The organism is Amycolatopsis sp. NBC_00355 (assembly GCF_036104975.1).
Taxonomy (GTDB): domain Bacteria; phylum Actinomycetota; class Actinomycetes; order Mycobacteriales; family Pseudonocardiaceae; genus Amycolatopsis.
In genome coordinates this window covers 427,995-451,185 of record NZ_CP107982.1, presented here as the reverse complement: position 1 = coordinate 451,185, position 23,191 = coordinate 427,995, and the positions used below count along the sequence as shown (strand labels likewise).

Here is a 23,191-nt window from a genome sequence, read left to right as displayed (position 1 = left end):
GGCAGATCGACTACCCGGATCTGCGCACCGAGCCGCGGCCATCGATAAGCGATCCCGAGACCGTTCCGACCCGTCCGCATGACTCGACGCACTGGTGCAAGGCCCGCGATGGCCTGATCGTTGGCCGATTCGCCAGGGTGATCGGAGTCGGGCAGGGCGGCTGCGGCGCGGCCCCGGCCGCGTCTGTGCTCGTGCTCCCCGACGATGCCTGCGGACCCACGGCCGTCGAACATCATCGTCGAGACGACGAACCGCCCCGCGCAAATTCGACGGCTGGCCACGCCACCAGCTGCCCGACCTTTGTGGATTTGATGGGCTTCGCCCACCGCTGCGGGTGTCATGCAAGCCCCGCGCCGCTTGAGCAAACCCTCTACGCCGATCCTGCTCTGCCGGGCCGATCGTTCCCACGAATTTCGACCTGCCGGGTGCACGCGCGGACCGGGCCGTCCTTGCCACTGTGTGTCGTACCCCGAGGGGCCACCGCGACGGTCTCGATTCTGCCGGTTCCGGAGAACTCGCGGCCACGCTGTCGTGGTCTTCCGTGACGTCGTCGCCCCGATGCCCAGGTTTCGCCTGATTCGAGATTTACCAATGGAATTCCGTGCCCTGGACCGTAGGCCGTACCGGAGTTTCGGGCGACACGTTCCACACAACCGGATGAGTGAACCTGAACTACCCGCCTGCCGGCCTCGGGCAAATCCCGGCGCGTCGAGTCACGACCGCCCACGAACGCAGGAGCACCCCATGACCACCACCGAGATCCCCGGCTACGCCACCGGCACCTGGACCATCGACCCGGTCCACTCCAACGTCACCTTCACGGTCCGCCACCTCGGGGTCTCCAAGGTCCGCGGCCGCTTCGACACCGTCGAAGGCACCATCGTCACCGGCGACACCGTCCACAAGTCCTCCGTCACCGCCACCATCCAGGCCACCGGTGTCAACACCAACAACGAGCAGCGGGACGGGCACATCCGCAGCGCCGACTTCCTCGACGCCGACACGCACCAGACGCTGACGTTCGCCTCCACCGGCGTCCGCGAGGACGACGGCGAGTTCTTCATCGACGGCGACCTCACCCTGCACGGCGTGACGAAGCCGGTGACGTTGAAGGCCGAGATCGGCGGCTTCGGCGACCACCCGTCGGGCAGCAAGGTGCTCGGCGTGTCGGCCAAGACCGAGATCCGCCGCGCCGACTTCGAGGTCGGCCCCACCATCCCGGGCGCGGTCGTCTCCGACAAGATCACGATCGAAATGGACATCGAAGCCGTCCAGCAGGCCTGACCGGAGCATCGCGGACGGCCGAGTGGCGCCGCCCGCGCGCCACTCGGCCGCCGGACGGCACGCCGAAATCCAGGACGGTGCGCCGATCCGCGACCTTCCCCGAGTTCCGCGACTCCAGGCCCATTCCGCGGCCAAGGCTTCGAGCTCGCAGGCGGTCCGCTCGAAGCCGCCGGAGCACATCACCATGACCACGATGACGACGCGTCGCCGGCGTCACCCGAGGTGACCGCGGTGCGAGGGCTACACGAGGGTCGCCGGGGGCGAGTAGTACGGGTTCTCCAGCAGCACTCCGCACATCAGCACCTGCGGGTGCGTCTTGAGCAGGTCGAGCACGATGTACTCGCGGTACCGCGAAATGTCGTACATGCACAGGATCGCCTGCGGGTAGCGGCTGGTGAAGTCGTTCAACGCGGCCTCGTACCGGAACAGCTCGGTCAGCCCGGGCAACTGCGGGTGCCACCAGCGCGCCTCCGCTCCGAGCCGGACGAACGGGTAGCCCGCGGCCATCGCGGCGGACACGGCCTCGTCCCAGAACGCGATGATCCGGTCCACGGTGAAGTCGTCCGGCGACAGCAGCGTGTCCCCCGCGGCCCGGATGTCCAGTTGCGCCGAGTCGACGCGCGCCTTGACGTCGTCGACGTCCTCGCCGATCCGGTCGACAAAACCGGCGACCTCGTCCTCGTGCACGCCGAACAGGCACTTTTCGCCGGCGAGCAAGCCTTCGCTCAGGAAGGGCAGGAGGATGCGGTCCCGATCCTCCTCGCCCACGTACATCGCGCAGATGTGCTGCCCCGGCTCGATGACGACGCCGGGTGTGCCGAACTTCCGGGAACCGGTCATGACGGGATCCTCCGTGCGAAGTCGGGGTGGTGGCCGTCTTCCGTCGCTGAGAGGTAGTAGGGGTTTTCGACGAGCGTCCCCGCCATCCAGAACTTCGGATGTGACTTGATCATCGGGATGATCACGTCACCGCCGAACAGATCCAGGTCGTAGAGGCACAGAACGACCTGGGGGAAGTCCTCCCCCCACGCGGTGACCGCGATCTCTTCGGCGAGGAGCACGTCGATCAGCGCGGAACTCAGCCGGGGCGCGGCCCAGCTCATGTCGCCGACGATTCGCCCGAAAGTGTGATCACCGGTGACGAGCTTGCGCCGCGACCAGCCGTCCAGCATCGCGAAGAGCTCGTCCGGCGCGAATTCGCCGTCTCGGAGGTGGCCGCTGTCCGGCTCGGTCAGCACGAGGTCGCCCACGTGGCCCAGCCGTTCGCGGAAGATCTCCCGCTCACCCTCGGCCGCCAGGTAGAGCACGGCGTCCCCCGCCCGCAGCCCCTCGGTGAGGAACGGGATCAGGAGGCGGTCCCGCTCGGCTCTCCCCCGGTGGAAGACGCAGAGGTGGTCACCCGGCACCAGCGCGGCTCCGCCGAGGGTCACCTCGCGATCGGTCCGATCCTTCTCCTCCATCGTCCACCTCCGGTCACTGCGATCCCCGCAGCACCTGCCACATCCGGGTGGCGAGGTGCAGGTTCAGCCTGCTGTCCACATCGTTGAGGTCGAGCTCCGTGATCTCCCGGATCCGGCCGAGCCGGTAGCGCAGCGTGCTCCGGTGGATCATGAGCGCGGCGGCCGTGTCGTCGTAGCTGCCGCCGCACTCGAGGTACTGCGCGAGCGTGGCGACCAGCTCGGCGTTGCGCCGGGTGTCGTGGTCGAGCAGTTTCCCGAGCCACTCGCGGACGAACTCGACGACCTCGCCGTGGTTCTGCCCGGTGTCGAGGATGCGGTAGATCCCCAGTTGTTCGAACCTGGTGAACCCGCTCGAGATCTGCGAGCTGCGCCGGATCTCGAGCGCACGCACCGCTTCCGCGTAGGACTTGGGCAACCGCCCCGGGGTGTCGCAGCGGCTGCCGATGCCGATCGCCCCCTCGGCACCGAGCCTTTCCGAGAGCGAGGCGTACAGCGCCGCACCGTCGAGCTGCCCGGCGACCAGCAGCACGACCGCGCCCGAGTGGCGCGACACGAGCGAGGCGAGCCCGAGCGTCGTCACGGCGCGTCCCGTGGCCTCGACGACCGCGTCCTCGGCGAAGTCGCCGGCCCACCGCAGCACGACCACGTGGTGCGGGCGGCGCAGATCGTGCCCGATCGCCTCGGCCCGGGTGTACACGCTCTCGTCGTCGGTTCCGGTGATGAGGTCGTCCACGAGGTCGCGGCGCAGCCGCAGCTCGGCCTCGGCCAGGCTGCGCTGGTGCGAGAGTTCCAGCGCCAGCACGGTCGAGCCGTACTCGAGAGCGAACACCTCGTACGCGCCGGCGGTCCGCGCGGGGTCGATCAGCGCGAGCACGCCGAGCACCTCGTGCCGCGGCCGCACCAGCGAGATGAGCCGGTCCTTCACGCGGACCGCTTCGGGCAGGGTCGAGAGGTGCCGGAGCAGCTCGTCGCGCCGGCGCACGCCGACCTTCGGGTACGGGTCCGGCCGGCCGGGGCCGCCCCACGCGCGCAGGTTGCCGAACCGGTCCTCGATCGCCACCGGCAGCGCGGTCAGCTGGTGCAGCGCGTGCGCGATGCCCGGCTCGCCGGCCCCGGAAGCCGAGACGGTGGAGAGCACGTCGTGCACCAGCGTCTGCTGCTTGAGCCGCTCCACCGACGTGGACAGCTGGTCGTTGAGCTCCCGCTGCACGACCGCCTGCCGCCGCTCCCGCGTGAACGATGCGGAGTTGGTCAGCGCCGCGGCGGTCTGCTGGCAGAGCGAGCTGAGCAGGAAGAACTCGTCACGTGAGGGGGGCTGCTCGGCCCGGACCACGAGGTTGCCCGTCAGGCCGCGCAGGCCGCGCAGCGCGTAGCACCAGCGCCAGTGGCCGTCGGCCAGCTCGATCCGCCCGCTCTGCCCGTCGAGCTTGCCGACTTCCGCGCCGAGGTCGGGATGCGCTTCCTCCGCACCGTCCTGCGGGGTGACCGCGCCGTCCTCGTCGACGAGGTACGCCGCATCGGTCGTGCAGCCGCTCAGCGACGGCACCGAGGTCGCGGCGAGCCGCATGATGTCCGCCGCTTCGCGGCCGTCGAACATCATCATCGAAATCGCGAAGACACCGTAGAGATTTGACAGCTGGGAACGCCACCAGCTGTCCGTTCTGACTCCCTCGTCCCGTGAGACCGGATCGTCCTCAGGCGTCATTTCCGGCCTCCCCGGCACCGACCTGGTGGTCCCGCACCCTACGCCGTCGGCATCTGTTCCGCCGGGTCGACAAGGACCCGGAAATTCGTCCTGCCGGACGTACGCGAGCAGTGAACGCCTATGCGACCGTGGACCGCATCGGACAGGCATACCCCGTCGCCGCACACCGGGTGCGGCACACAGGAAAGCCTGCCCGCCGGACAAACGAACGCGAAATCGGTTCGGATCGGACACTCCTCTTCAGTGATCGGGAATGCCTGCGAACGGGCGCTGGGCGCACGGCACCCCGCACGATGACGATGGAAGCGAAGCGTTTCGCCGCGGTGACGAATTCTTGTCGCGCTCGACCTGCCCGGTATCGGCCCGGACGACGTGTCCGTCGAACGCAATGGCATCAGGGTGTTGACGCCCGGCGAAGGTCGCTGCCAAGACCGCCGCGCGCAGCAGCCCCGAGACGGCCCGCGCCGGATGCCGCCCGCCACGTCCGGGCTCGAGTGCGGGCTGCCAGCAGTTTGCCGCGTGGATCACCGGCGGCATCGGCGACGCGCATCGCGTGCGCGAGCTGCTCGTACTTGTCGGCCGGCGCAGCCCACACCAGCTCGGTCTTGTCCGCGAAGTGCCGGTAGCTGCTCGGCGCCGCGACCCCGACCTCTTTCGCCACGGCGCGCATGGTCAGCTTCTCGTGGCTGCCCCACTCGGCCAGCAGCCGGTTCACCGCGTCGAGGATGTCAGCCGGGGATCCACCTCATCCCGTCGGGAGCCCCAGTTGACGTCGTTCCAGGTTCGCGCGCAGGGCGTGGAGAGCCACTGAAAGCGCCGTCAGCTCATCAGCGGTGACAGCTCCGCCGAGGATCTCCTGGATCGCTGCCCGCCAGGCGGGCTCTGCCCGGGACACGACCGTTTCGCCCGCGGGGGTCAGCATGAGCAAGGACGAGCGGCGGTTGGCCGGATTCGGGCGACGCTCCAGCCAGCCCTGCTTCTCCAGGCGGTCGACGATCTTGCTGGTCGTTCCGACGCCGATCGCGAAAGCGGAGGCGAGATCCGCGACGCGCGCGTCCGGGTGATCGCGAACATGACGCAGCAGCTCGAAGTAGCCTCCCGCGACGCCGGTCTCCGCCTTCACGCGGTCGGTGACCGCGTTGTAAAGCCGCGTCTCCACCCGGACGAGGTCCGTGAACAGCGTGTCGAGCGCCAGAGAACCTGCCGTTGCACTATCTGCCATGGCATATACTGTAGTGGCAGGAACTCCTCGAGGGAAGGCAGGACGATGTCCGCAGTTCAGCGTGAACGCCTGGACGCGCTACTGCGCGGCGCCGGCGTCGGGGCAGAGCAGTCCGTCGCCGAGAGCCGCGAAAACTTCGCGAAGCTGATGGCCCCGATGCCGGTGCCGGAAGGCATCGTCGTACGTGAGACATCGCTGGGCGGACGCCCCGCGCTGCACGTCGGCCCGGAGGCCGGACCCGGCTCCGGGACCCTGCTCTACCTGCACGGCGGGTCGCACGTGGTCGGCTCTCCCCGCACGGCACTCGGCCTCACCGCCGGCCTGGTGGTCAGAACCGGGATCCCCGCCCTCTCCCTGGACTACCGGCTGGCGCCGGAGCACCCGTTCCCGGCGGACGTCCAGGACGTGGTCGCGGCCTACCGGGAGCTCCTCGAGCAGGGCCGCGCACCCGAGTCGATCGCCTTCGCCGGCGACTCCGCCGGCGGCGGGCTGACGATCACCGGCGCACTCGCGGCGCGCGACGCCGGACTTCCCATGCCCGCGGCGATCGTCGCGTTCTCACCGGGTGTGGACGCGACCCGGACCGGCGAAAGCATCGTGACCAAGGCCGCCGCCGATCCCCTGCTCGACCGCGCGAGCCTCGACCGCATGAGCGGCTTCTACGTCGCCGGCCAGGACCGCCGCCACCCACTGCTCAGCCCGGCGGTGACCGCCGACCTGACCGGCCTGCCGCCCCTGCTGGTCCAGGTCGGCACGAACGAAATGCTCCTCGACGACGCACGCCGGCTCGCCCTGCGCGCGTCCGACGCGGAGGTCGACGTCGTCCTCGACATCACCGCGAAGGTCCCGCACGTGTTCCAGTCGTTCACCGGCACGCTCGACGAGGCCGACGAAGCACTCGACCGGGCCGCACTCTTCCTGCGTCAGCGCGTCCGCGGCTGACCACGTGCAGCAGCAGCCGGGTCAGCTGCTCCAGCGCGTCGCTGGCCACCAGGTGACTCGTTCCGGGCACCGATGCGACACCCCGGACAGCCGGTGAGCCAGGTCCGGCCCGTCGAGTCGTCGCCGGGCGCGGGAGGCAGCCGACGGGATCTTCAAGCCATGCCACACGAAGGCGGCACGGCTTGAAGATCCCGAGACGGCCTGACCAGATCAACAGCCACAAAACAGCCGTTCAGAGCTATCTCGCCTACTTGTACCAGAACTTGACGCCGCTCCACGTCACCGTGATCGGGCCGGCGCCGCTGGATGTCCGGTAGCTGCCGAACTTGTCGTAATAACTGCCGCTCGGGCTCGAGATCGTCTGCTTCAGCGAGCCGTTCAGGTACACCTTGTGCGAGCTGCCGACCTGGTTGATCGTGTTGACCCGCACCGACGTGCCGACGGTCGCGCCGCTGCCCAGTGTCGCCCCGCCTTCCACCGCGTACATCCGGCCGCCCTTCTCGACCGCCAGCAGGAAGTACGGCCCGGCGTCCGAGCCGTCCCGGAAGGTCTGCTTGAGACTGATCCGGGAGCCGGTCATGCTGGTGATCTTGAACGAACCCTCGAACTGGTGGGTGCCGCCCGTGTAGGTGTCGTAGCGGCGTTCCGCGCGCTGCTCACCGCTGCCGCTGGAGCAGGTGAGCTTGAAGGTGAGCCCGGACGTCGAGCCGCAGCCGACGTTCTGCACCTTGTAGCCCGGCGAGTCCGAGGTCCACGTACCGCCTCCGACCTGGGCTTCCGCCGTCGGGGCGAGGATCGCCAGCCCCGCCGCGACCGTCACGAGCACTCCCGCACCGCGAAGTCTGCGCACCGTCCAACCTCCTGTGTGATCAGAGGCGGCGGTAACGGGACATAGGTTCAGACCTTTGTCCGGCTGGGGAAGACTGTACGAGCCGGGGTGCCCCGCGGACAAGACCCACTTCCGCCCGGACCGGTGCGTCGGAAGTTTTCCGGGTGAGCCGTGTCGAAACCGGCGACCCCCGTTCGACACACTGGTGAAAGCACGCTTGACCAACCGAGGAGCACCGCATGCGCACCCTGATCTCCACCTCGTTCGTCTCGCTCGACGGCGTCGTCGAAGGACCCGGCGGCGAGCCGGGCTACCGCAACTCGGGCTGGACCTTCAAGGACGTCGAGTTCGACCCGGCCGCCTACACGATCAAGGGCACCGAGCAGGAAGAGGCCACGGCGCTGATGCTGGGCCGGGTCAGCTACGAGGCGTTCGCGCCGGTGTGGCCGGGCATGACCGTCGAGTTCGCCGGCTACAACGCGATGCCGAAGTACGTCGTGTCGACCACGCTGAAGGAATCCGACCTGGTGACGAACTGGGGCGAGACCACCATCCTCCGCTCGCTGGACGACGTCGCCGCGCTCAAGGAGACCGAGGGCGGCCCGATCATCGTCAACGGCAGCGCCGCGCTGAACCGCGCCATGGCCGACGCCGGCCTGATCGACCGCTACCACCTGCTGCTCTTCCCGGTCCTGCTCGGCGCGGGCAAGCGGCTGTTCAGCGACACCGACAAGGACAAGCAGAACCTCAAGCTGATCAGCAGCGAGGCCTACGGCAACGGGGTCCAGAAGCTGGTCTACAACGTCGTCAAGTAGAACACGTGTTCGATCTTGGTGTAGGCTGGAGGCCATGAACGCGGGTCTCCAGCCTTCCCTGTTCGGCACCCAGGGCTCGATTTCGCTGCGTCCGCTCACCCCGGAGCGGACCGACCTCGGGGCGGGCGCGTGGGTGGACATCCACCCCGGCTGGCTCGAGGGCGCCGACGAGCTCTTCGCCGCGCTCGTCGAAGGCGTGCCGTGGCAGGCCGAGAAGCGCAAGATGTACGACCGGGTCGTCGCGGTGCCGCGGCTGCTGAGCTACTACCGCGAGAACGTGCCGCTCCCCCACCCCGCACTCACCGCGGCACGAGACGCGCTGAGCAAACACTACCTGCGGGAGCTGCGCGAACCGTTCCGCACCGCCGGCCTGTGCTACTACCGTGACGGCCGCGACAGCGTGGCGTGGCACGGCGACCGGATCGGCCGGGGCGCCCGCGAGGACACGATGATCGCGATCCTCTCGGTCGGCGCGGCCCGCAACCTCGCCCTGCGCCCGCGCGGAGGCGGCGGCAAAACCCTGGCCCGCCCGCTGGGCCACGGCGACCTGCTCGTGATGGGCGGCAGCTGCCAGCGCACGTGGGAGCACTCGATCCCGAAGACGGCCAAGCCGGTCGGGCCGCGGATCAGCGTGCAGTTCCGGCCGCGCGGGGTGAACTGACCGGGCCATGCGCCGGCCGCGCAGTGCCGTACCCGCTCACCCGATTTTGTGGTCGGCCGAAAGAGGGTGACGCGCCTCCACTGCGGGAGCAAGGTCCGAGCCGGTCACGGTCAGCTGCGAGCCGGCGGCCCTGCTCGGCTGGAAGGTCCGGCGCCGCCTCGACCACGGCAGATGCATCGCCGGCTTGATCGCCATCCCGCCCAGGTACGACCCGGACGTGCCCGGCACCCGCCCCACGGCGGGCCACCGGGCCTGAACAGCGGCGATCCGCAAAGGCCTGGCGGCGCCTCCGTACGCTGGAAGGCGTGTACACCCTCGCCGAACCGCCGCTGTTCACTCGCCTCCGGCCGGCGAAGCGGGTGCTGATCGCCGGCGCCGGTGGCGGTTTCGACGTCTACGCCGGGCTCCCGCTCGCGACCGCCCTGCGCGCGCAGGGCAAAGAGGTGCACCTGGCCAACCTCGCCTTCAGCGACCTGAACCGGCTCGGCCTGGACGACTGGCTCTCCCCCGACGTCGCGCGGGTGCGGCCCGGCAGCGCGGGTGACGACGCCTACTTCCCGGAACGGACCTTGGCCCGGTGGCTCGCATCGCGCGGCCTCCCGGCCGTGGTCCACGCGTTCCCGCGCGTCGGCGTCCAGCCGGTGCGCGACGCCTACCGGGACCTCGTGGCCCACCTCGGCGTCGACGCCGTCGTGCTCGTCGACGGCGGCACCGACATCCTGCTGCGCGGGGACGAAGCCGGGCTCGGGACGCCCGAAGAGGACATGACGAGCCTCGCCTCGGTGGCCGCGCTCGAAGGGGTCGACCGGCTGGTCGTCAGCCTCGGCTTCGGCATCGACGCGTTCCACGGCGTCTGCCACGCCCACGTGCTGGAGAACCTCGCCGCTCTCGACCGCGAGGGCGGTTACCTGGGCGCGCTGTCGATCCCGGCCGCGTCCCCGGAAGCCGAGGCCTACCTGGACGCCGTCGCGCACGCGCAGCGCACGACCCCGGAGCGGCCGAGTATCGTGCACGGCCAGGTCGCCGCCGCGCTGCGGGGCGAGTTCGGGAACGTGCAGTTCACCAGCCGCACCGCGGGCCAGGAGCTGTTCGTGAACCCGCTGATGGGCGTGTACTTCACCGTTGACCTGGCGATGCTGGCCGCCGGCGTCGGCTACCTGGACGACCTCGCGACGACGAACACCGCCGCCGAAGTCGCGCGGGTCATCGAAGCGCACCGCGACCGCGCGAAGCGGCGGCCGTGGCGGGCCCTGCCGCACTGACCCTCAGTCGACCAGGACCGGCAGTTCGTCCAGACCGTACACAATGGACACCTTGCGGAACGAGAGCTCTTCGGCCGGCACGGCCAGGCGCAGGTCCGGGAACCGGCGCACCAGCGCGGGATACGCCGTGCGCAGCTCCATCCGGGCCAGCTCGGCGCCGATGCAGCGGTGGATGCCGTAGCTGAACGCGAGGTGGGACGTCGGCTCGCGGGTGGCGTCGAAGGTGTCCATGTCCGGACCCAGCTTGGGGTCGCGGTCCGCGACCGACAGCGACACCAGCACGATGTCGCCCTCGGCGATGTGGACGCCGCCGATCTCCATGTCCTGCTTGGCGAACCGCGGGAACGCCATCTGGACGACGGTCAGGTACCGCAGGAGCTCTTCGACGAAGCGGTGCACGGACTCGTCGTCGCCGCGGACGGCGTCGAACGCCTTCTCGTCGCGCAGCAGCACCAGCGCGCCGAGGGCGAGCATGCTGGCCGTGGTCTCCAGGCCGCCGGTGAGCACGCCGTCGGCGAGCCCGGCCAGCTCGCGGTCGGAGATCTCGTCGCCGTGTTCCTTGATCAGCATGCCCAGCAGGCCGTCGCCGGGCTCTTCGCGCTGCTTCTTCACGATGTCGAGCAGGTAGGTCAGCGACTCCGTCATCGCGCCGAGCGACGCGCTCGCGCCGCCGAAGAGGTCGAAGCGCGCGGTGCTCAGCCGCTGGAAGTCCTCGCGGTCCGCGTAGGGCACGCCGAGCAGCTCGCAGATGGTCAGCGACGGGATCGGCAGCGCGAACGCCTGCCACAGGTCGACCGGGCCGTCGGTGGCGGCCATCGCGTCGAGCTGCTCGGCGACGATCTCGTCGATGCGCGGGGTCAGGCGGTTGAGCCGGCGCATGGTGAACTCGGGCGTGAGCAGCTTGCGCAGCCGGGTGTGCACCGGCGGGTCCGCGAAGCCGAGGCCGCCCGGGTTCTGGTCCTCGGTCACCCCGGCGCTGCCCACCAGGTTGGTGAAGTCGCTGGAGAACTCCGTGACCTTGCCGAGCACGGCCTTCGCCTCGTCGTAGCCCGTGACCAGCCAGGCGTTCATCCCGAACGGCAGGTCGAGCTTGCTGATCGGCGCCTCGGCCCGGAGTGCGCCCATCTCCGCGACCGGGTCCAGCCCCTCGCGCTTGAGCGGCCGCAGCGCCGAATCCGGCAGGAAGGACGACATCTTCTCGAGGTCGAAGCCTTTTCTCGACTGCCACGCCACATAGCGTCGGCCGACCCAGCCCAGGACCCGTGAGCGGAGACTCCCCATGTCTCCGACAGTACCCCACTAGCCCGATCGGGTGAGCGGGCACGAGACGGGGTTCACGTGACCGAACCGCGCCGGGCCGGGCCGCACGTGTCCGAAGTGGACTGCGTATCTCCACGACGTATCTCCACGACGTATCTCCACGACGCGGTACCCGCACGGTGCCGGCCGGGCCATGCTGGTGTGATGAACCGCTACCTGCTCGACAACGAGCGTCCGGAGGCCGGCGAACGGTTCGCGGCACTCGCCGAGCTGTTCGACCCGTGGACCTTCCGCCACCTCGACGACCTGGGGCTCGGCGAAGGATGGCGGTGCTGGGAGGTCGGTGCCGGCGGCGTCTCGGTGCCGCGCGGACTGGCCGGGCGCGTCGGGTCCGGCGGCCGGGTGCTGGCCACGGACATCGACGTGTCGTGGGCCGGACCCGCGGCCGGCGGCGTGCTCGAGGTGCGCCGGCACGACGTGCTCCGCGACCCGCCGCCGCCGGAGACGTTCGACCTGGTCCACGCCCGGCTGGTCCTGGTCCACCTGAAGGACCGCGCGGCCGCGATGCGGGTCATGGTCGACGCGCTGCGGCCGGGCGGCTGGCTGGTGATCGAGGACGGCGACCCGGCCCTGCAGCCCCTCGCCTGCCCGGACGAACGCGGCCCCGCCGAAGCGCTGGCGAACCGGCTGCGCACCCGGATCCGGACGCTGATGGCCGAGCGAGGGGCGGACCTCGCCTACGGCCGCACACTGCCCCGGCTGCTGCGTGAGTCGGCCCTGACCGACGTCGGCGCCGAGGCCTACTTCCCCATCGCCTCCCCCGCGTGCGCGGTCCTGGAAGCGGCCACGGTCCGGCACGTCCGCGACCGGCTCCTGGCCGCGGACCTGGCGACGCCCGAGGAGATCGGGACACACCTCGCGAACCTCGCGCGCGGTGACCTGGACCTCATGCTCGCACCGATGATCACCGCGTGGGGCCGCAAACCGGCCTGAGCCTCACCTCCGCGGCGGCAGCTCCCGGTTCTGGGTGATCCGCCCGTGTTCACTCGCGATGTAGTGGAGGTAGGGCCGGCCCAGATCGTCAGGGCCGGTGTAGAGGGTCTGGGACTTCCCGTCGGCTTCGGTGTTGACGCCGTTGGTGCGGGCCAGCACGCCGGACGCGGACAGCCATTCCCGCGACGCGCGCACCGGGCGCCAGTTCCGGCCGTCGCCGGTGAGGTCGCCGAGGATCTTGGTCATCTCGGCGGCGCCGGAGATCCGCAGGTTCTGGTCGTCGGTGATGTTCGCGGTGGCGTCGGTGGTCAGCGGGTAGGACCAGGTGTGCCGGTCCGCCGACCGGACCCGGCCGTCCACAGTGGACGTCGAGGTCTGCTGGCCCGAGTCGGCCTGCACGACGTGCTGGGTGAAGCCGCCGCCGGTGACGTCGTCGCTGTTGCGGTAGTCGCGGGTGCGCTCGACGCGGGTGTAGACGCGCCCCGCCGAGGTGTCGACGTAGCCCGCGGTGACGTCGTGGCGCTTCGCCGTGACCGTCGCGTTCACACCGCCGGAGATGTCCTTCACCGTCGTCTGCCGGACCGGTGCCGCCGCGACGTCGTCCTGGGTGAGCGCGCCGGACGTCCGCGCGGCGTGGTCGTCGGTGTAGAGGAGCAGAGTGGGCACGACGGTCCACTCGCCGCCGATGTCGGGCACGGTGAACGACAGGTCGTGCGCGCCGCCGTCGACGAGCTTGCCGACGAACGGCGTGACGTCGTAGGTCTCGGAATGGAGGCTGAACGTGTCGATCGCCACGATCGGGCGCCACAGCTGCGGCACGATCCCGCCGGAGTAGATGTGCGGGAAGGTGAACGCCGACCCGGCGGCCGTCCCGTCGATCGCGAAGTTCGCCTCGCGGTAGGGCCCGTGGCCGCACATCCCCGCCGCCGGGTACTTCGCCGAGACGTCGTCCGGGACGTCGTCGAACCACTGCTCGTCGCAGGCGTGGCCTTCGAGCGTCACCTCGAGCTGCGCGCGGGTGATGTTGCGCGGCAGGTCCTTCGCGGTGAAGTGGACGGTCGGCGCCGCGGGGGTCGCGTCGGCGTGACCCATCCCCGTGACGTGGTCGGCGACGTCGGGCGCCGGGTGTTTCCGGTCGGCGCGGTAGTAGGTGAGCGTCACGGTCTGGGCGTAGACGCCGGTGTAGATGTCGGAGGTGAAGTTCTCGATGCCGCCGCGGAACGGCTGCGGCGTGCGCAGCAGCGCGCTGTACGGCGTGAGGTCCTTGTCGAAGTGGTAGGTGATCGGGCGGTTGCCCTCGCCGCTGGGTTCTTCGGTGGTCCCCCACCAGACCTCGGCGTCACCGATCTTCAGGTCGCCGATCCGGTCGTACTGCCGCCCGCTGACGGTCACGGTCTGGTCCATGACGACCTTCGCCCACGGTCCGGCGCAGGCCTTCGGCGGCGTGAGCGTGCCTTGGTAGAACTGCGAAGTGCCGTCTGCAGCGTTGGAGCGGAAGGCGTCAGCGAGCGTGACGGTGCAGTGCGGGGTGTCCGGCCGGGTCACCGCGGGCGCGGCCAGTACCGGATCGTCGGTGTCGTGTTCGAGGACGGGATCGGCCGAGGCGATGCCCCCGACAGACACATCCGCGAGCGCCGTCATCAGCACCAGTGACAGGACGATCGTGAAGATCCGCACCCGGACTCCTCCCAGTGGCAGGAACGCCGCGTCGAATCCTAGTACCGCGATCATGCGACTTATGGTGGGAAACAGCCTTCAGTGAAACGTTTCATCCGCATGCTAGGATCGGCTTTTCTCCAGAGGGGGTGCGGTGGTCGGCATCAAGGACGTCGCCAAGCAGGCCGGCGTCTCGATCGGCACGGTGTCCAATGTGGTCAACCGGCCGCACGTGGTCGCGACCGCCACCCGCAACCGGGTGCTCTCGGTCATCGAAGAGCTCGGGTACGTCCGTGACGAGTCCGCGCGGCAGCTGCGCGCCGGCAGCAGCCGGATCCTCGGGCTGCTGGTGCTGGACCTCGGGAACCCGTTCTTCGTCGACGTCGCCCGCGGGGCCGAGCAGGCCGCGCACGCCGAGGGCCTCAACATCATCACCTGCAACAGCGGGCAGCGCTCCGACCTCGAAGCGTCGTACCTGGCGATGTTCGCCGAGCAGCGCGTGCGCGGGGTGCTGCTGAGCCCGGTCGGGGCGTCGAGCGAGGCGCTGCACGCGTTCCGGCGCAGTGGCACGCCGTACGTCTTCGTCGACCGCAAGGCCCCGACGTCCGAGGCGAGTTCGGTGGCGGTGGACGACATCGCCGGCGGCGCGCTCGGCGCCCGGCACCTGCTGGAGACCGGCCACGGGCGGATCGCGTTCGTCAACGGCCCGGCCATCCTCGCCCAGTGCCGCGACCGCGAGCAGGGCGTCCGGTCGGTGCTGGGGAGCTCGGCGGCGGAGCTGACGGTGCTGGAGGGGCTCGGCTTGGACGTCGCTTCGGGCCGTGACGCGGGGTCCCGGCTGCTGGGCATGAGTCCTCGGCCGACGGCGGTGTTCTGCGCGAACGACCTGCTCGCGCTGGGTGTGCTGCAGGCGATGGTGGGCGCGGGTGTGCGCGTCCCGGAGGAGATGGCGATCGTCGGGTACGACGACATCGAGTTCGCGGGCGCGGCGGCGGTCCCGCTGACGTCGGTCCGCCAGCCGGCGCAACGCCTCGGGCGCACCGCGGCGGAGCTGCTGCTGGCGGAGACAGCGGACCCGAAGCCGGAACGTCAGGCCGTGGTCTTCACCCCGGAGCTGGTCGTCCGCGAGTCGACCCGGGTGCGCCGCTGAGCTACCCCGCGACGACGGCCACGATCGTCGTCCCGGCCGGGAAGTCGCCCCGGCGGACGCGCGCCAGGAGGCCGTACATCATCTTGGCTTCGTAGACCCAGTTGAGCCGGAGGCCGTGCCGGGCCTCGAAACCGTCGATGAACGCGTCGAGTTCCGGGGTGCGGCGGGCGAACCCGCCGAACGCGAAGTCCGGGTCGATCGACCAGTCGCCGCGCCGGCCGCCGTAGGTCGCGGTCTGCAGGCGCGCGACGTCGGCGTCGAGGAAGCCGCCTTTCAGCGCCGGGAAGCCGAGGGCGCGCTGTCCGGGCGCGAGGGCGGCGGCGATCCCGGCCAGCGTCGCGCCGGTGCCGCAGGAGCAGGCGACGACGTCGAACGGGACGTCGATCTCGGCGACCAGCTCCGCGCAGCCGCGCACGCCCGCCGGGTTCGCGCCGCCTTCCGGGATCAGGAAGAACTCGCCCCAGTCGCGGCGCAGGGCCGGAAGGGCGTCGGCCTTCGCGCGGTACTCCGTGCGGTCGAGGTAGGTCAGCTCCATGCCGTGGGCGACGGCCGCGCTCAGGACGTCGTTGAGCGGCCAGTGCTCCTCACCCCGCACGACGCCGACCGTCTCGAAGCCGAAGTGGTGCCCGGCGGCGGCCGTGGCGAGCAGGTGGTTGGAGTAGGCGCCGCCGAAGGTCAGCAGCCTCTTCGCGCCGGCCGCGTCGCGGAGGTTGTGCTTGAGTTTGCGCCACTTGTTGCCGGGCAGCTCGGGGTGGATCAGGTCGTCGCGCTTGAGGTAGACGCGCGCGCCGAGGCCGGGTTCGCGCAGCTCGACCAGCGGTGACGGCACCCGGAGCTGATCCACGGTGATCAGCCTAGAGCGTAAATCGCTTGGGTCGGGCGCGATCGTTAGGCAAGGTAACGATCATGACCAGCAGATGGGTGCGGCTGCAGGCCGTAGCGGTGTCCGGTTCGGCTTGTGAAGGGCTGCTGCTGGCGGCGCTGCCCCTGCTCGCGGTGTCGATCACCACCGATCCGCGCGAGGTGTCGCTGGTCAACGTGGCCGGGCAGGCGCCGTGGCTGCTGTTGTCGCTGTTCGCCGGGGTGCTCATCGACCGCGTCCGGCGGACCACCGTGCTCGCCTGGGCGTACGCCGTGCAGGTCGGGACCGCGCTGGTGCTGGCCGCGATCACCACGGCCGGGGCCCTGACGCTGCCCGCGCTGCTCGTCATCGCGTTCGTCATCACGTCGGCGCAGGTGCTCGGGGACGGCGCGAGCGGCGCGCTCGTGCCCGAACTGGTCGAACCGGACCGGCTGGCCCACGCCAACGCGCGGCTGACGGTGATCGACCGGGGCGTGGTGCAGTTCATCGTGCCGCCGGCGACCGGGTTCCTGATCGCCGTCGGCACCGGGGCACCGGCGTGGCTGGCCGCCGCGTTCGCGCTGGTCGCGCTGGTGCTGGCGCGGCGGATCCCGTCCGAGTCGATCGTGGCCGCGCGGACGCACCCGCTGCGTGACCTCTCGGCCGGGCTCACCCACCTGGTCCGGACGCCGCTGCTGCGGTCGATCACGATCAACGTCGCGCTGGGCTCGTTCGCCGCGAGCGCGGGCAACTCCATGTTCGTGCTGTACGCGACGCAGATCCTGCACGTCGGCTCGGTCGGCTACGGCCTGCTGCTGGCGTGCCTCGCGATCGGCTGGGTGCTGTCGTCGTTCGTGGTGCAGCGGATCGTCGACCGGCTCGGCTACTCGTGGTCGATGCGGCTCGCGCAGGGGCTGGGCGCGGTGTCGCCGCTGCTGCTGGCCGTGCTGCCGCCGTGGCCGCCGCTGATCGGGGCGGTGCTGGTCTTCATGACCTCGACGGTGCTGGTCTGGAACGTGTGTTCGCAGTCGAGCCGCCAGCGCTTCACGCCGGCCCCGCTGCTCGGCCGGGTGCTGACGAGCCACCGCGCGCTGGCCTGGGGCCTGACACCGCTGGGTGCGTTGACCGGCGGCCTGGTCGCGGCCCACTGGAGCCTGCGCGGAGTGTGGGTGATGGTCGCGGCGATCCAGGCGGTGAGCGCGGTGCTGGTGTGGTTCCAGCTGTCGCCGGAGGCCTTCCGCCGCACCGAGGAACTCGCGGCGGCCCAGGCCTGATGTCGACCACAGCCACTTTCCGGCTCTTGGGAGATCGCGCGCGAACGGCCGCCGACGTCACACGCCGCTTGGGTATCGGCCCGACCGCCGCCGGTGAAGCGGGCGAGCCGGTGAGTCCTCGCTCCCGGGCGGTCCGCACGGACTCGCTGTGGTGCTCGTCCTCGTCTCCGGCAGGTACCGAAGCCGAACTCGCCACGCACCTGCGGCAACTGCTGGATGTTCTCGAACCCCGGCGAGCCGAGCTGTCGAGTCTCGCGCGCGACGGTTACCGCGCGGACTGGTTCTGCATGGTCGTTTCGCACGCGACCGAGCACGCGGTCGAACTCGACCGCGACCTGCTGAGCCGCTTGCTGACCCTCCCCGGGGAGCTACTGCTCGACGTGTCCGGCGATGACCGCTGAAGGCGGCAGCGGAAGCGTGAAAGAGCCGGAGAGCGGCTCGCTCTCTCCGGCTCCTTCGACGTGATACCGGGTGGCGTGCCGGGTCGGGGCACCGGCACGCCACCCGGTCGTTACTGATCCCCCAGGGCCAGGGCGATCGCGCCGAGCAGCGCCGCGTCCTGGTCGAAGCGCGCCGCGACCAGCTCCGGGGGGAACGGGACCGCGTGCGCCAGGCGGGACGCCAACGCCGGCAACAACACGTCCGCCGAGCGGACCAGGCCGCCGCCCACGGCGATGCGCTGGGGGTCCACCATGATCGCCAGGTTGGCCACGTGCATCGACAGCTCGTCCAGCGCCGCGGTCACCAGCTCCTTGGCTTCGGCGTTCTCCTTGGCGAGGGCGAACAGCTCGCCCGCGGTGACCGGGCGGCCGAGCAGACCGCTCGCCCGGCCGCCCAGCCCACGCCCACCGACAGCTTCCTCCAGCGGCGCCGCTCCGCTGGCGAAACCCCCGGTGTCCTGCGGCGAGAGCAGGTTGTACCCGATCTCACCCGCAGCTCCGTTGGCGCCGGTCAGCACCCGGCCGCCGACCAGTACCGCCGCGGCGATACCGGTGCCCAGCGAGAGGAACACGGCCGGATCGGTCCCGGCCAGCGCGCCCCACCGCCATTCCGCGAGTGCCGCCGCCTTCGCGTCGGTCCCGACCGAGATCGGGACCGCCGGGAACTCCGCCGCCACCAGCTCCGCCAGGTGCAGCTGCTCCCAGCCCGGCACGTTCGGCGCGAGCAGGATCTCCTCCGGCAGCACGATCCCCGGACTGACGACGCCGATCGCGGTGGGCACTGCGCCCGCCTCGGTCAGGAGCGAACGAGCCCCGGCGAGCGCCCGCACGACCACCTGGTCGGCTCCCGCCTGCGCGTCGGTGTCCAGCCGGCACGCCGCCAGCAGGTTCCCGTCGTCGTCGGCGAGCCCCAGCGCCACTTTCGTGCCGCCGAAGTCGATCCCGAGAATCCGGTTGTCACTCACTCCCTGGTCCCCTCGATCTGCGGCGCCACCGCCGCGTCCCCGTGGTGGCCGTGCCCGCCGGCCGCCCCCACCACGATCCGGCCGGTGTTGAACCCGTCGACGCTGATCACCGGCGCCGCACCACGCAGGTCGGACGCCTTGTAGGTGACGGTCAGCGTCTGCGACTGGCCCGGCCACAGCGTGATGTCGTTGTCGTCCCAGGTCGCGGCCGCGAGCTGGTTGTCACCGCCGGCCTCGTGCCCGTCCGGCGTGCCGCGCCGGACGTCGGCCCGCAGGAAGAACCCGACCGCCGGGGTCTTCGACGTGTTGGTGACGGTGACCGTGGTGACGGTGTCGTCGCCGTTCGGCCCGCGCCCCGGCTTCGTCGAGGCGACGGCGCTGACCTGCGACTTCGGCAGGTCCTGCAGCGCTTGCAGGTTGCTGTACTGCGACAGCGTCGCCTGCGGGTTGCCCAGGGTCTTGCCCCAGTCGACGACGTCCTTCTGCGTGGAGAGCCAGTAGACGTTCCGGTCGACGACCTTGCCGCCCTGCTTCACCTGCAGTTCGACGAAATACACCTTCGCGGGAGCCGGCGCCTTCGTCTCGGCCGGCACCTTCGGCTTGAGGACGCCGGTCTTGACGCCCTGCGAGCCCAGCGAGAGCCCGGACGCCGTCTGGTCGTCGAGGACCTTGCCCGCGGTGTCGAGTACGCGGGCCTGCACCGAAAGCCCGGACTGGGTGCCCGCGCCGAGGTTGTCCAGAGTGACGGACCCGTTGTCGTAGCCGTAGATCGCGTGCAGCGGCTTGTTGGCCTTCTTGGCGCCGAAGAACGCGCCGGCCTGGTCGCCGTCGTCGTTGTAGAGCGACCACAGCAGCGTCGGCCAGCCCTTGTTCAGCTGCCAGTAGACGACGCCGGTCGCCGGGTTGTCCTTGTCCGTCGAGTGGTGCAGGAACGACTCGAACTGCGAGCGGGTGTTCTCGTAGTTCGCGATGTTCGCCAGGTCCACATAGGACTTGAGCGAGTTCCACTTGCCGTATCGCCGGCTGATCGACTGGTCGAGCGTGTACAGCGTGCCGAACGCGTAACCGCCGTGGCCGGGCTCGAAGTTGGCGTGGTACTGGTTGTACGCCGGGTCCTGCCACAGCTTCGCCTGCTCGGTCGGCGAGAGGAACCGCTTGATCGAGTCGAGCGTCGGCACGGTGTGCCCGGCGCTCTGCTCGCTCGCGAAGCCCCACGAGCCGCCCGCGTTGGTGCGGCTGGAGTCGTCCGCGTCGAAGTGCGACGTGTCGTACCAGTAGGACGGCGGGACCCAGTCGTACGGGCCTTCCTTCTCCCCCGAGTTGCCCAGCGTCGGCGTGCTCTTGTACTCCGCCGAAGCGATCACCGGCACCTGGAAGTCGGCTTCCTCGAACGCCTTGAGCGTCTCCGACTCCTGGCGCGGCACCGGCTCGTTGTCGCTCCAGCCGTAGTTGAACACGCTCGGGTGGCTCCGCTCCATCTGCCCGATGGTGTAAGCCGAGTCGTGCATGATCCGGTAGTCGCGCTCGGTCAGCGTCGAGGCGTCCTCGGGCTGCCAGGCGTCACAGCAGATGAACCCGCCGATCACGAGCAGCCCGGCGCGGTCGGCCTGGTCGTAGAAGTCCTGCGGCATGTCGTGGCCCTCGAGCCGGACGCCGGACAGGCCCATGTTCTTGATCAGCGCGATCTGGTGCGCGGTGTCGGCCTGGTCGTAGCGCAGGAACAGGTCCGGCGCGAAGCCGCCGCCGCGGAAGACGAAGTCCTTGCCGTTGATGGAGAACTGCCGCGCGCCGTCGGGTAGCGGCACCGACTTCCCGACCAGCCGCGAGGTCACCGTGCGGATGCCGAAGGTGCTCTTCGACGACGTCGACAGCTTCCCGTTCTGCGAGACCGCCGTGGTCAGCGTGTACAGCGGCTGGTCGCCCATCGAGTAGGGCCACCACACCTTCGGCTTGCTGATCTTCACCGGGGCGAACGTCACCGTCTGCTTGGTGTTCGCCGGGATCGTCGCGCGCTGCTTGACGACGATCGGCGCGCCCGAAGGCGGCGTGATCGTCGCGGCGACGTCGCCGGTCTGCGCGGTGGCCGCGTTGTTGGTGACGTCGACCTTCACCGTCAGCGAGGACCTGGACAGATCGGGTGCGTTGTCCTGCACGACGTGCGCGTTGTCGCCGGTGAGCGCGTCGGAGACCTGCAGGGTCGGCGGGAACTGGATGCCGGTGTTGTTGTCCGGCGGGATCTGGCCCCAGTCGACCTGGTCGAGGGTGTACATCTTCGACGGGTCGTTCGGGTAGACCTTGATCGCCAGGGTGTTCTTGCCCGGCTTCACCAGCTTCGAGACGTCGAAGGTGTGCCCGGCGTACGCGCCGCTCACGATGTCCTTCGACGCCACCAGCTTGCCGTTCACCCAGACGTCGCCCTCGCCGACGATGCCCGGGATGGTCAGCTTCGCGCTCTGGCCGGCGTGGAAGTCCGGGGTGAAGTCGGCGCGGTACCACCACGGGTCGGAAAACGGCTTGGTGACGACCGGACCGACGGAGGTGACGTACCCGAAGCACTTGCGCATGTTGTCCGAGACGAAGACGTCCGGGCACTTGCCGTTCTGCACCAGCGCGTTGATCTCGGTGCCGGGCGCGCCGGCGTCGTCCGGCTTCACCGGCAGCCAGCCGCGGGTGGCGTACCCGGGCGTGGAGACCTTGTCGCCGCCGTCCTCGACCCTCGCGGTGGTCAGCACCTGCCAGCCCTGCGCGCCGATGGTGCTCAGGCCGTGCGGCCGGGCCGCTTCCTGCTGAGCGGGTTCCTGAGCCGAGGCCGGCGCGGCCACGCTCAGCACCCCGGGCACCAGGAGCAGCGCCGTGACGGCGGCGATCCTGGCCTTGGGCGAGTTCGTCATGCCTGAGCCCCTTCGGTGTCGGCGAACGCTTCGTTGATCTCCTTGGGCCCGAACGGCCAGGTGTTCTCGGTCTTCGCGTAGATCAGGTACGCGATCCCGCCGACGACGAGCCAGCCCACCGACAGCCCGATCGACAGCCAGGTCGCGGAGACGTAGATGTAGACCCAGCCGACCAGCGCCAGCAGCGTCGGGAACGGGTAGAGCCACTGCCGGTACGGGCGCTTCAGGTTCGGCTGCCGGCGACGCAGCACCCAGATGGCCGCGACCTGGGCCAGCGACTGGATGATCACCAGGGTGGCGACCGCCGCGTTGATCACGTCGGTCAGGGTGAACAAAGAGCCGATGATCGTGATGGCGCCCATCGTGAGCACGCCGGCGGTCGGCAGGTTGAGCTTCGGGTGCAGCTTCGCGAACACCGAGAGGAACACCTTGTCGCGCGCCGCTTCGAACGGCACGCGCGAGCCGCCGAGCAGGCCGGCGAACACCGAGCCGATGGCCGCGATGACGATGAAGACGGTCACGATCTTCGCGGTGGTGGTGCCCCAGGCCTGTTCGAGCACCGTGGAGGCGACCGACGTCGCGTTCTTCAGCTCCTCCAGCGGGATCGAGCCGAGCACGCCCACCTGGAGCAGGAAGTACAGGCTCATGATGCCGACGATCGAGAAGAGGATCGACCGCGGGAGCGTCCGGCCCGGGGAGCGGACTTCGCCGCCGAGGTAGGCGCTGGTGTTGTAACCGAGGTAGTCGTAGATCGCGATGATCAGGCCGGCGCCGAGGCCGCCCCAGAACGTGCCCTGGCCGGCGGAGCTGAACGCGCCGGGCGTGAACGCGAACGCCTGCGACGCGCTGAAGTGCGTCGCGGCCGCGACGATCGTGGTGAGCACCGCGACCAGCATGATCACGAACAGCACCGTGGTCAGCTTGCCGATCTGGCCGATCTTGCGGAACAGCGCCAGCACGATGAGCAGCGTGACGCCGATGCCGATGATCTTGCCCAGCACCGTGACGCCGGCGTCGTCGGTGACACCCGGGACCAGGTAGCCGAGGTACTGGACCAGCCCGATGATGCCGGTCGACATGATCAGCGGGATGAACAGCACCGCGCTCCAGACGAACAGGAACGGCATCAGCCGGCCGGTGCGGTACTGGAACGCTTCGCGCAGGTAGATGTAGGTGCCGCCGGCGCCCGGCATGGCGGCGCCGAGTTCGGCCCAGATGAGCCCGTCGGCCAGCGCGACGATCGCCCCGATGACCCAGCCGAACATCGCCTGCGGGCCGCCCATGGTGGCGACCATGGCGGGGATCGTGACGAACGGGCCGATACCGCACATCTGGGTCATGTTGATCGCGGTGGCCTGCAGCGGGCCGATCTTGCGCTCAAGGGCGGGCCGCGGGGGAACCGCGGCCCCGGAGTCCCCTGAACGAGTGGGTGAACTCACGACGTGCCTCCGTCCGATAGTTAGTAAAGTTTCTTAACATAAAACGCGCGGAGTCGAAAGAGGCCCGTGGGTAAACTTGCGGCAACGCAGACAGGAGATGGG

21 protein-coding genes are annotated in these 23,191 nt (G+C 70.2%); 9 read left to right on the top strand and 12 right to left on the bottom strand.

The window, feature by feature from the left end; all coding sequences use genetic code 11:
• The first annotated feature begins 744 nt into the window (after positions 1–744).
• Entirely contained in the window at positions 745–1,284 is a 540-nt protein-coding gene (locus tag OHS18_RS01785; RefSeq protein WP_328615650.1) for a YceI family protein, read from the top strand.
• 240 nt (positions 1,285–1,524) lie between these two features.
• On the opposite strand, the gene OHS18_RS01780 is transcribed toward OHS18_RS01785, so the two are convergent.
• From OHS18_RS01780 to OHS18_RS01760, 5 genes are all read right to left on the bottom strand, one after another.
• The gene (locus OHS18_RS01780) at positions 1,525–2,124 is read right to left on the bottom strand and encodes an MEDS domain-containing protein (RefSeq protein ID WP_328615649.1); all 600 of its coding nucleotides are present in this window, start codon (positions 2,122–2,124) and stop codon (positions 1,525–1,527) included.
• Complete coding sequence (locus OHS18_RS01775) at positions 2,121–2,744, bottom strand: MEDS domain-containing protein (RefSeq protein ID WP_328615648.1); 624 nt, start codon at positions 2,742–2,744, stop codon at positions 2,121–2,123. The genes OHS18_RS01780 and OHS18_RS01775 overlap by 4 nt, the downstream gene beginning before the upstream one ends.
• A gap of 13 nt (positions 2,745–2,757) precedes the next feature.
• The gene (locus OHS18_RS01770) at positions 2,758–4,347 is read right to left on the bottom strand and encodes a PucR family transcriptional regulator (protein ID WP_328615647.1); all 1,590 of its coding nucleotides are present in this window, start codon (positions 4,345–4,347) and stop codon (positions 2,758–2,760) included.
• Positions 4,348–4,843: 496 nt separating this feature from the next.
• Positions 4,844–5,164 carry a TetR/AcrR family transcriptional regulator gene (locus OHS18_RS01765; protein ID WP_328615646.1) on the bottom strand — a complete coding sequence of 107 codons (321 nt, stop codon included), beginning with the start codon at positions 5,162–5,164 and terminating at the stop codon, positions 4,844–4,846.
• 30 nt (positions 5,165–5,194) lie between these two features.
• Entirely contained in the window at positions 5,195–5,671 is a 477-nt protein-coding gene (locus OHS18_RS01760) for a MarR family winged helix-turn-helix transcriptional regulator (protein ID WP_328615645.1), read from the bottom strand.
• Between the two features lie 45 nt (positions 5,672–5,716).
• Here OHS18_RS01760 and OHS18_RS01755 point away from each other — a divergent pair, with 45 nt between their 5' ends.
• Positions 5,717–6,613, top strand: a complete 897-nt coding sequence (locus tag OHS18_RS01755) for an alpha/beta hydrolase (protein WP_328615644.1) — start codon at positions 5,717–5,719, stop codon at positions 6,611–6,613.
• A gap of 247 nt (positions 6,614–6,860) precedes the next feature.
• Here the strand turns inward: OHS18_RS01755 and OHS18_RS01750 are convergent, their stop codons facing one another.
• Positions 6,861–7,463, bottom strand: a complete 603-nt coding sequence (locus tag OHS18_RS01750; RefSeq protein ID WP_442875332.1) for a hypothetical protein — start codon at positions 7,461–7,463, stop codon at positions 6,861–6,863.
• Between the two features lie 218 nt (positions 7,464–7,681).
• On the opposite strand from OHS18_RS01750, the gene OHS18_RS01745 reads away from it, so the two are divergent.
• The 3 genes from OHS18_RS01745 to OHS18_RS01735 all read left to right on the top strand — a co-directional run bounded on the left by OHS18_RS01745 (position 7,682) and on the right by OHS18_RS01735 (position 10,180).
• Positions 7,682–8,257: a dihydrofolate reductase family protein gene (locus OHS18_RS01745; protein ID WP_328615643.1), complete on the top strand. Its 576-nt coding sequence runs from the start codon at positions 7,682–7,684 to the stop codon at positions 8,255–8,257.
• A 34-nt stretch (positions 8,258–8,291) separates the two neighbouring features.
• Positions 8,292–8,918, top strand: a complete 627-nt coding sequence (locus tag OHS18_RS01740) for an alpha-ketoglutarate-dependent dioxygenase AlkB (protein WP_328615642.1) — start codon at positions 8,292–8,294, stop codon at positions 8,916–8,918.
• Between the two features lie 305 nt (positions 8,919–9,223).
• The gene (locus OHS18_RS01735) at positions 9,224–10,180 is read left to right on the top strand and encodes a DUF1152 domain-containing protein (RefSeq protein ID WP_328456797.1); all 957 of its coding nucleotides are present in this window, start codon (positions 9,224–9,226) and stop codon (positions 10,178–10,180) included.
• A 3-nt stretch (positions 10,181–10,183) separates the two neighbouring features.
• Here the strand turns inward: OHS18_RS01735 and OHS18_RS01730 are convergent, their stop codons facing one another.
• Positions 10,184–11,461, bottom strand: coding sequence for a cytochrome P450 (locus OHS18_RS01730; RefSeq protein ID WP_328615641.1), 1,278 nt, complete (start codon positions 11,459–11,461; stop codon positions 10,184–10,186).
• A 183-nt stretch (positions 11,462–11,644) separates the two neighbouring features.
• On the opposite strand from OHS18_RS01730, the gene OHS18_RS01725 reads away from it, so the two are divergent.
• Positions 11,645–12,433, top strand: coding sequence for a methyltransferase domain-containing protein (locus OHS18_RS01725; RefSeq protein WP_328615640.1), 789 nt, complete (start codon positions 11,645–11,647; stop codon positions 12,431–12,433).
• Between the two features lie 3 nt (positions 12,434–12,436).
• Here OHS18_RS01725 and OHS18_RS01720 read toward each other — a convergent pair whose 3' ends face one another.
• Positions 12,437–14,110 carry a peptide-N4-asparagine amidase gene (locus tag OHS18_RS01720; RefSeq protein ID WP_328618711.1) on the bottom strand — a complete coding sequence of 558 codons (1,674 nt, stop codon included), beginning with the start codon at positions 14,108–14,110 and terminating at the stop codon, positions 12,437–12,439.
• Between the two features lie 133 nt (positions 14,111–14,243).
• On the opposite strand from OHS18_RS01720, the gene OHS18_RS01715 reads away from it, so the two are divergent.
• Positions 14,244–15,239: a LacI family DNA-binding transcriptional regulator gene (locus OHS18_RS01715; RefSeq protein WP_328615639.1), complete on the top strand. Its 996-nt coding sequence runs from the start codon at positions 14,244–14,246 to the stop codon at positions 15,237–15,239.
• 1 nt (position 15,240) lies between these two features.
• Here the strand turns inward: OHS18_RS01715 and OHS18_RS01710 are convergent, their stop codons facing one another.
• Positions 15,241–16,083, bottom strand: coding sequence for a 1-aminocyclopropane-1-carboxylate deaminase/D-cysteine desulfhydrase (locus tag OHS18_RS01710; protein ID WP_328615638.1), 843 nt, complete (start codon positions 16,081–16,083; stop codon positions 15,241–15,243).
• A gap of 62 nt (positions 16,084–16,145) precedes the next feature.
• Between OHS18_RS01710 and OHS18_RS01705 the strand changes: the two genes are divergently transcribed.
• Both OHS18_RS01705 and OHS18_RS01700 read left to right on the top strand, forming a co-directional pair.
• Positions 16,146–17,354, top strand: a complete 1,209-nt coding sequence (locus OHS18_RS01705; protein WP_328615637.1) for an MFS transporter — start codon at positions 16,146–16,148, stop codon at positions 17,352–17,354.
• A complete protein-coding gene (locus OHS18_RS01700; RefSeq protein ID WP_328615636.1) occupies positions 17,354–17,755 on the top strand; it encodes a DUF4279 domain-containing protein in 402 nt (133 codons plus the stop codon). Before OHS18_RS01705 ends, OHS18_RS01700 begins: the two co-directional genes overlap by 1 nt.
• A 110-nt stretch (positions 17,756–17,865) precedes the next feature.
• On the opposite strand, the gene OHS18_RS01695 is transcribed toward OHS18_RS01700, so the two are convergent.
• The 3 genes from OHS18_RS01695 to OHS18_RS01685 are packed head-to-tail and all read right to left on the bottom strand — an operon-like array spanning position 17,866 to position 23,089.
• A complete protein-coding gene (locus tag OHS18_RS01695; RefSeq protein WP_328615635.1) occupies positions 17,866–18,759 on the bottom strand; it encodes an ROK family protein in 894 nt (297 codons plus the stop codon).
• The gene (locus OHS18_RS01690) at positions 18,756–21,650 is read right to left on the bottom strand and encodes a glycosyl hydrolase 2 galactose-binding domain-containing protein (protein WP_328615634.1); all 2,895 of its coding nucleotides are present in this window, start codon (positions 21,648–21,650) and stop codon (positions 18,756–18,758) included. Before OHS18_RS01690 ends, OHS18_RS01695 begins: the two co-directional genes overlap by 4 nt.
• Positions 21,647–23,089 (bottom strand): APC family permease, encoded by a 1,443-nt coding sequence (locus tag OHS18_RS01685; RefSeq protein ID WP_328615633.1) that lies wholly within the window; start codon positions 23,087–23,089, stop codon positions 21,647–21,649. The genes OHS18_RS01690 and OHS18_RS01685 overlap by 4 nt, the downstream gene beginning before the upstream one ends.
• Between the last annotated feature and the right edge of the window lie 102 nt (positions 23,090–23,191).

Coding starts and splice junctions, on each gene's coding strand:
- OHS18_RS01730 (WP_328615641.1), bottom strand. CDS start 11,461: ATGGGGAGTCTCCGCTCACGGGTCCTGGGCTGGGTCGGCCGACGCTAT.
- OHS18_RS01780 (WP_328615649.1), bottom strand. CDS start 2,124: ATGACCGGTTCCCGGAAGTTCGGCACACCCGGCGTCGTCATCGAGCCG.
- OHS18_RS01745 (WP_328615643.1), top strand. CDS start 7,682: ATGCGCACCCTGATCTCCACCTCGTTCGTCTCGCTCGACGGCGTCGTC.
- OHS18_RS01705 (WP_328615637.1), top strand. CDS start 16,146: ATGACCAGCAGATGGGTGCGGCTGCAGGCCGTAGCGGTGTCCGGTTCG.
- OHS18_RS01725 (WP_328615640.1), top strand. CDS start 11,645: ATGAACCGCTACCTGCTCGACAACGAGCGTCCGGAGGCCGGCGAACGG.
- OHS18_RS01740 (WP_328615642.1), top strand. CDS start 8,292: ATGAACGCGGGTCTCCAGCCTTCCCTGTTCGGCACCCAGGGCTCGATT.
- OHS18_RS01770 (WP_328615647.1), bottom strand. CDS start 4,347: ATGATGATGTTCGACGGCCGCGAAGCGGCGGACATCATGCGGCTCGCC.
- OHS18_RS01775 (WP_328615648.1), bottom strand. CDS start 2,744: ATGGAGGAGAAGGATCGGACCGATCGCGAGGTGACCCTCGGCGGAGCC.
- OHS18_RS01700 (WP_328615636.1), top strand. CDS start 17,354: ATGTCGACCACAGCCACTTTCCGGCTCTTGGGAGATCGCGCGCGAACG.
- OHS18_RS01755 (WP_328615644.1), top strand. CDS start 5,717: ATGTCCGCAGTTCAGCGTGAACGCCTGGACGCGCTACTGCGCGGCGCC.
- OHS18_RS01690 (WP_328615634.1), bottom strand. CDS start 21,650: ATGACGAACTCGCCCAAGGCCAGGATCGCCGCCGTCACGGCGCTGCTC.
- OHS18_RS01760 (WP_328615645.1), bottom strand. CDS start 5,671: ATGGCAGATAGTGCAACGGCAGGTTCTCTGGCGCTCGACACGCTGTTC.
- OHS18_RS01785 (WP_328615650.1), top strand. CDS start 745: ATGACCACCACCGAGATCCCCGGCTACGCCACCGGCACCTGGACCATC.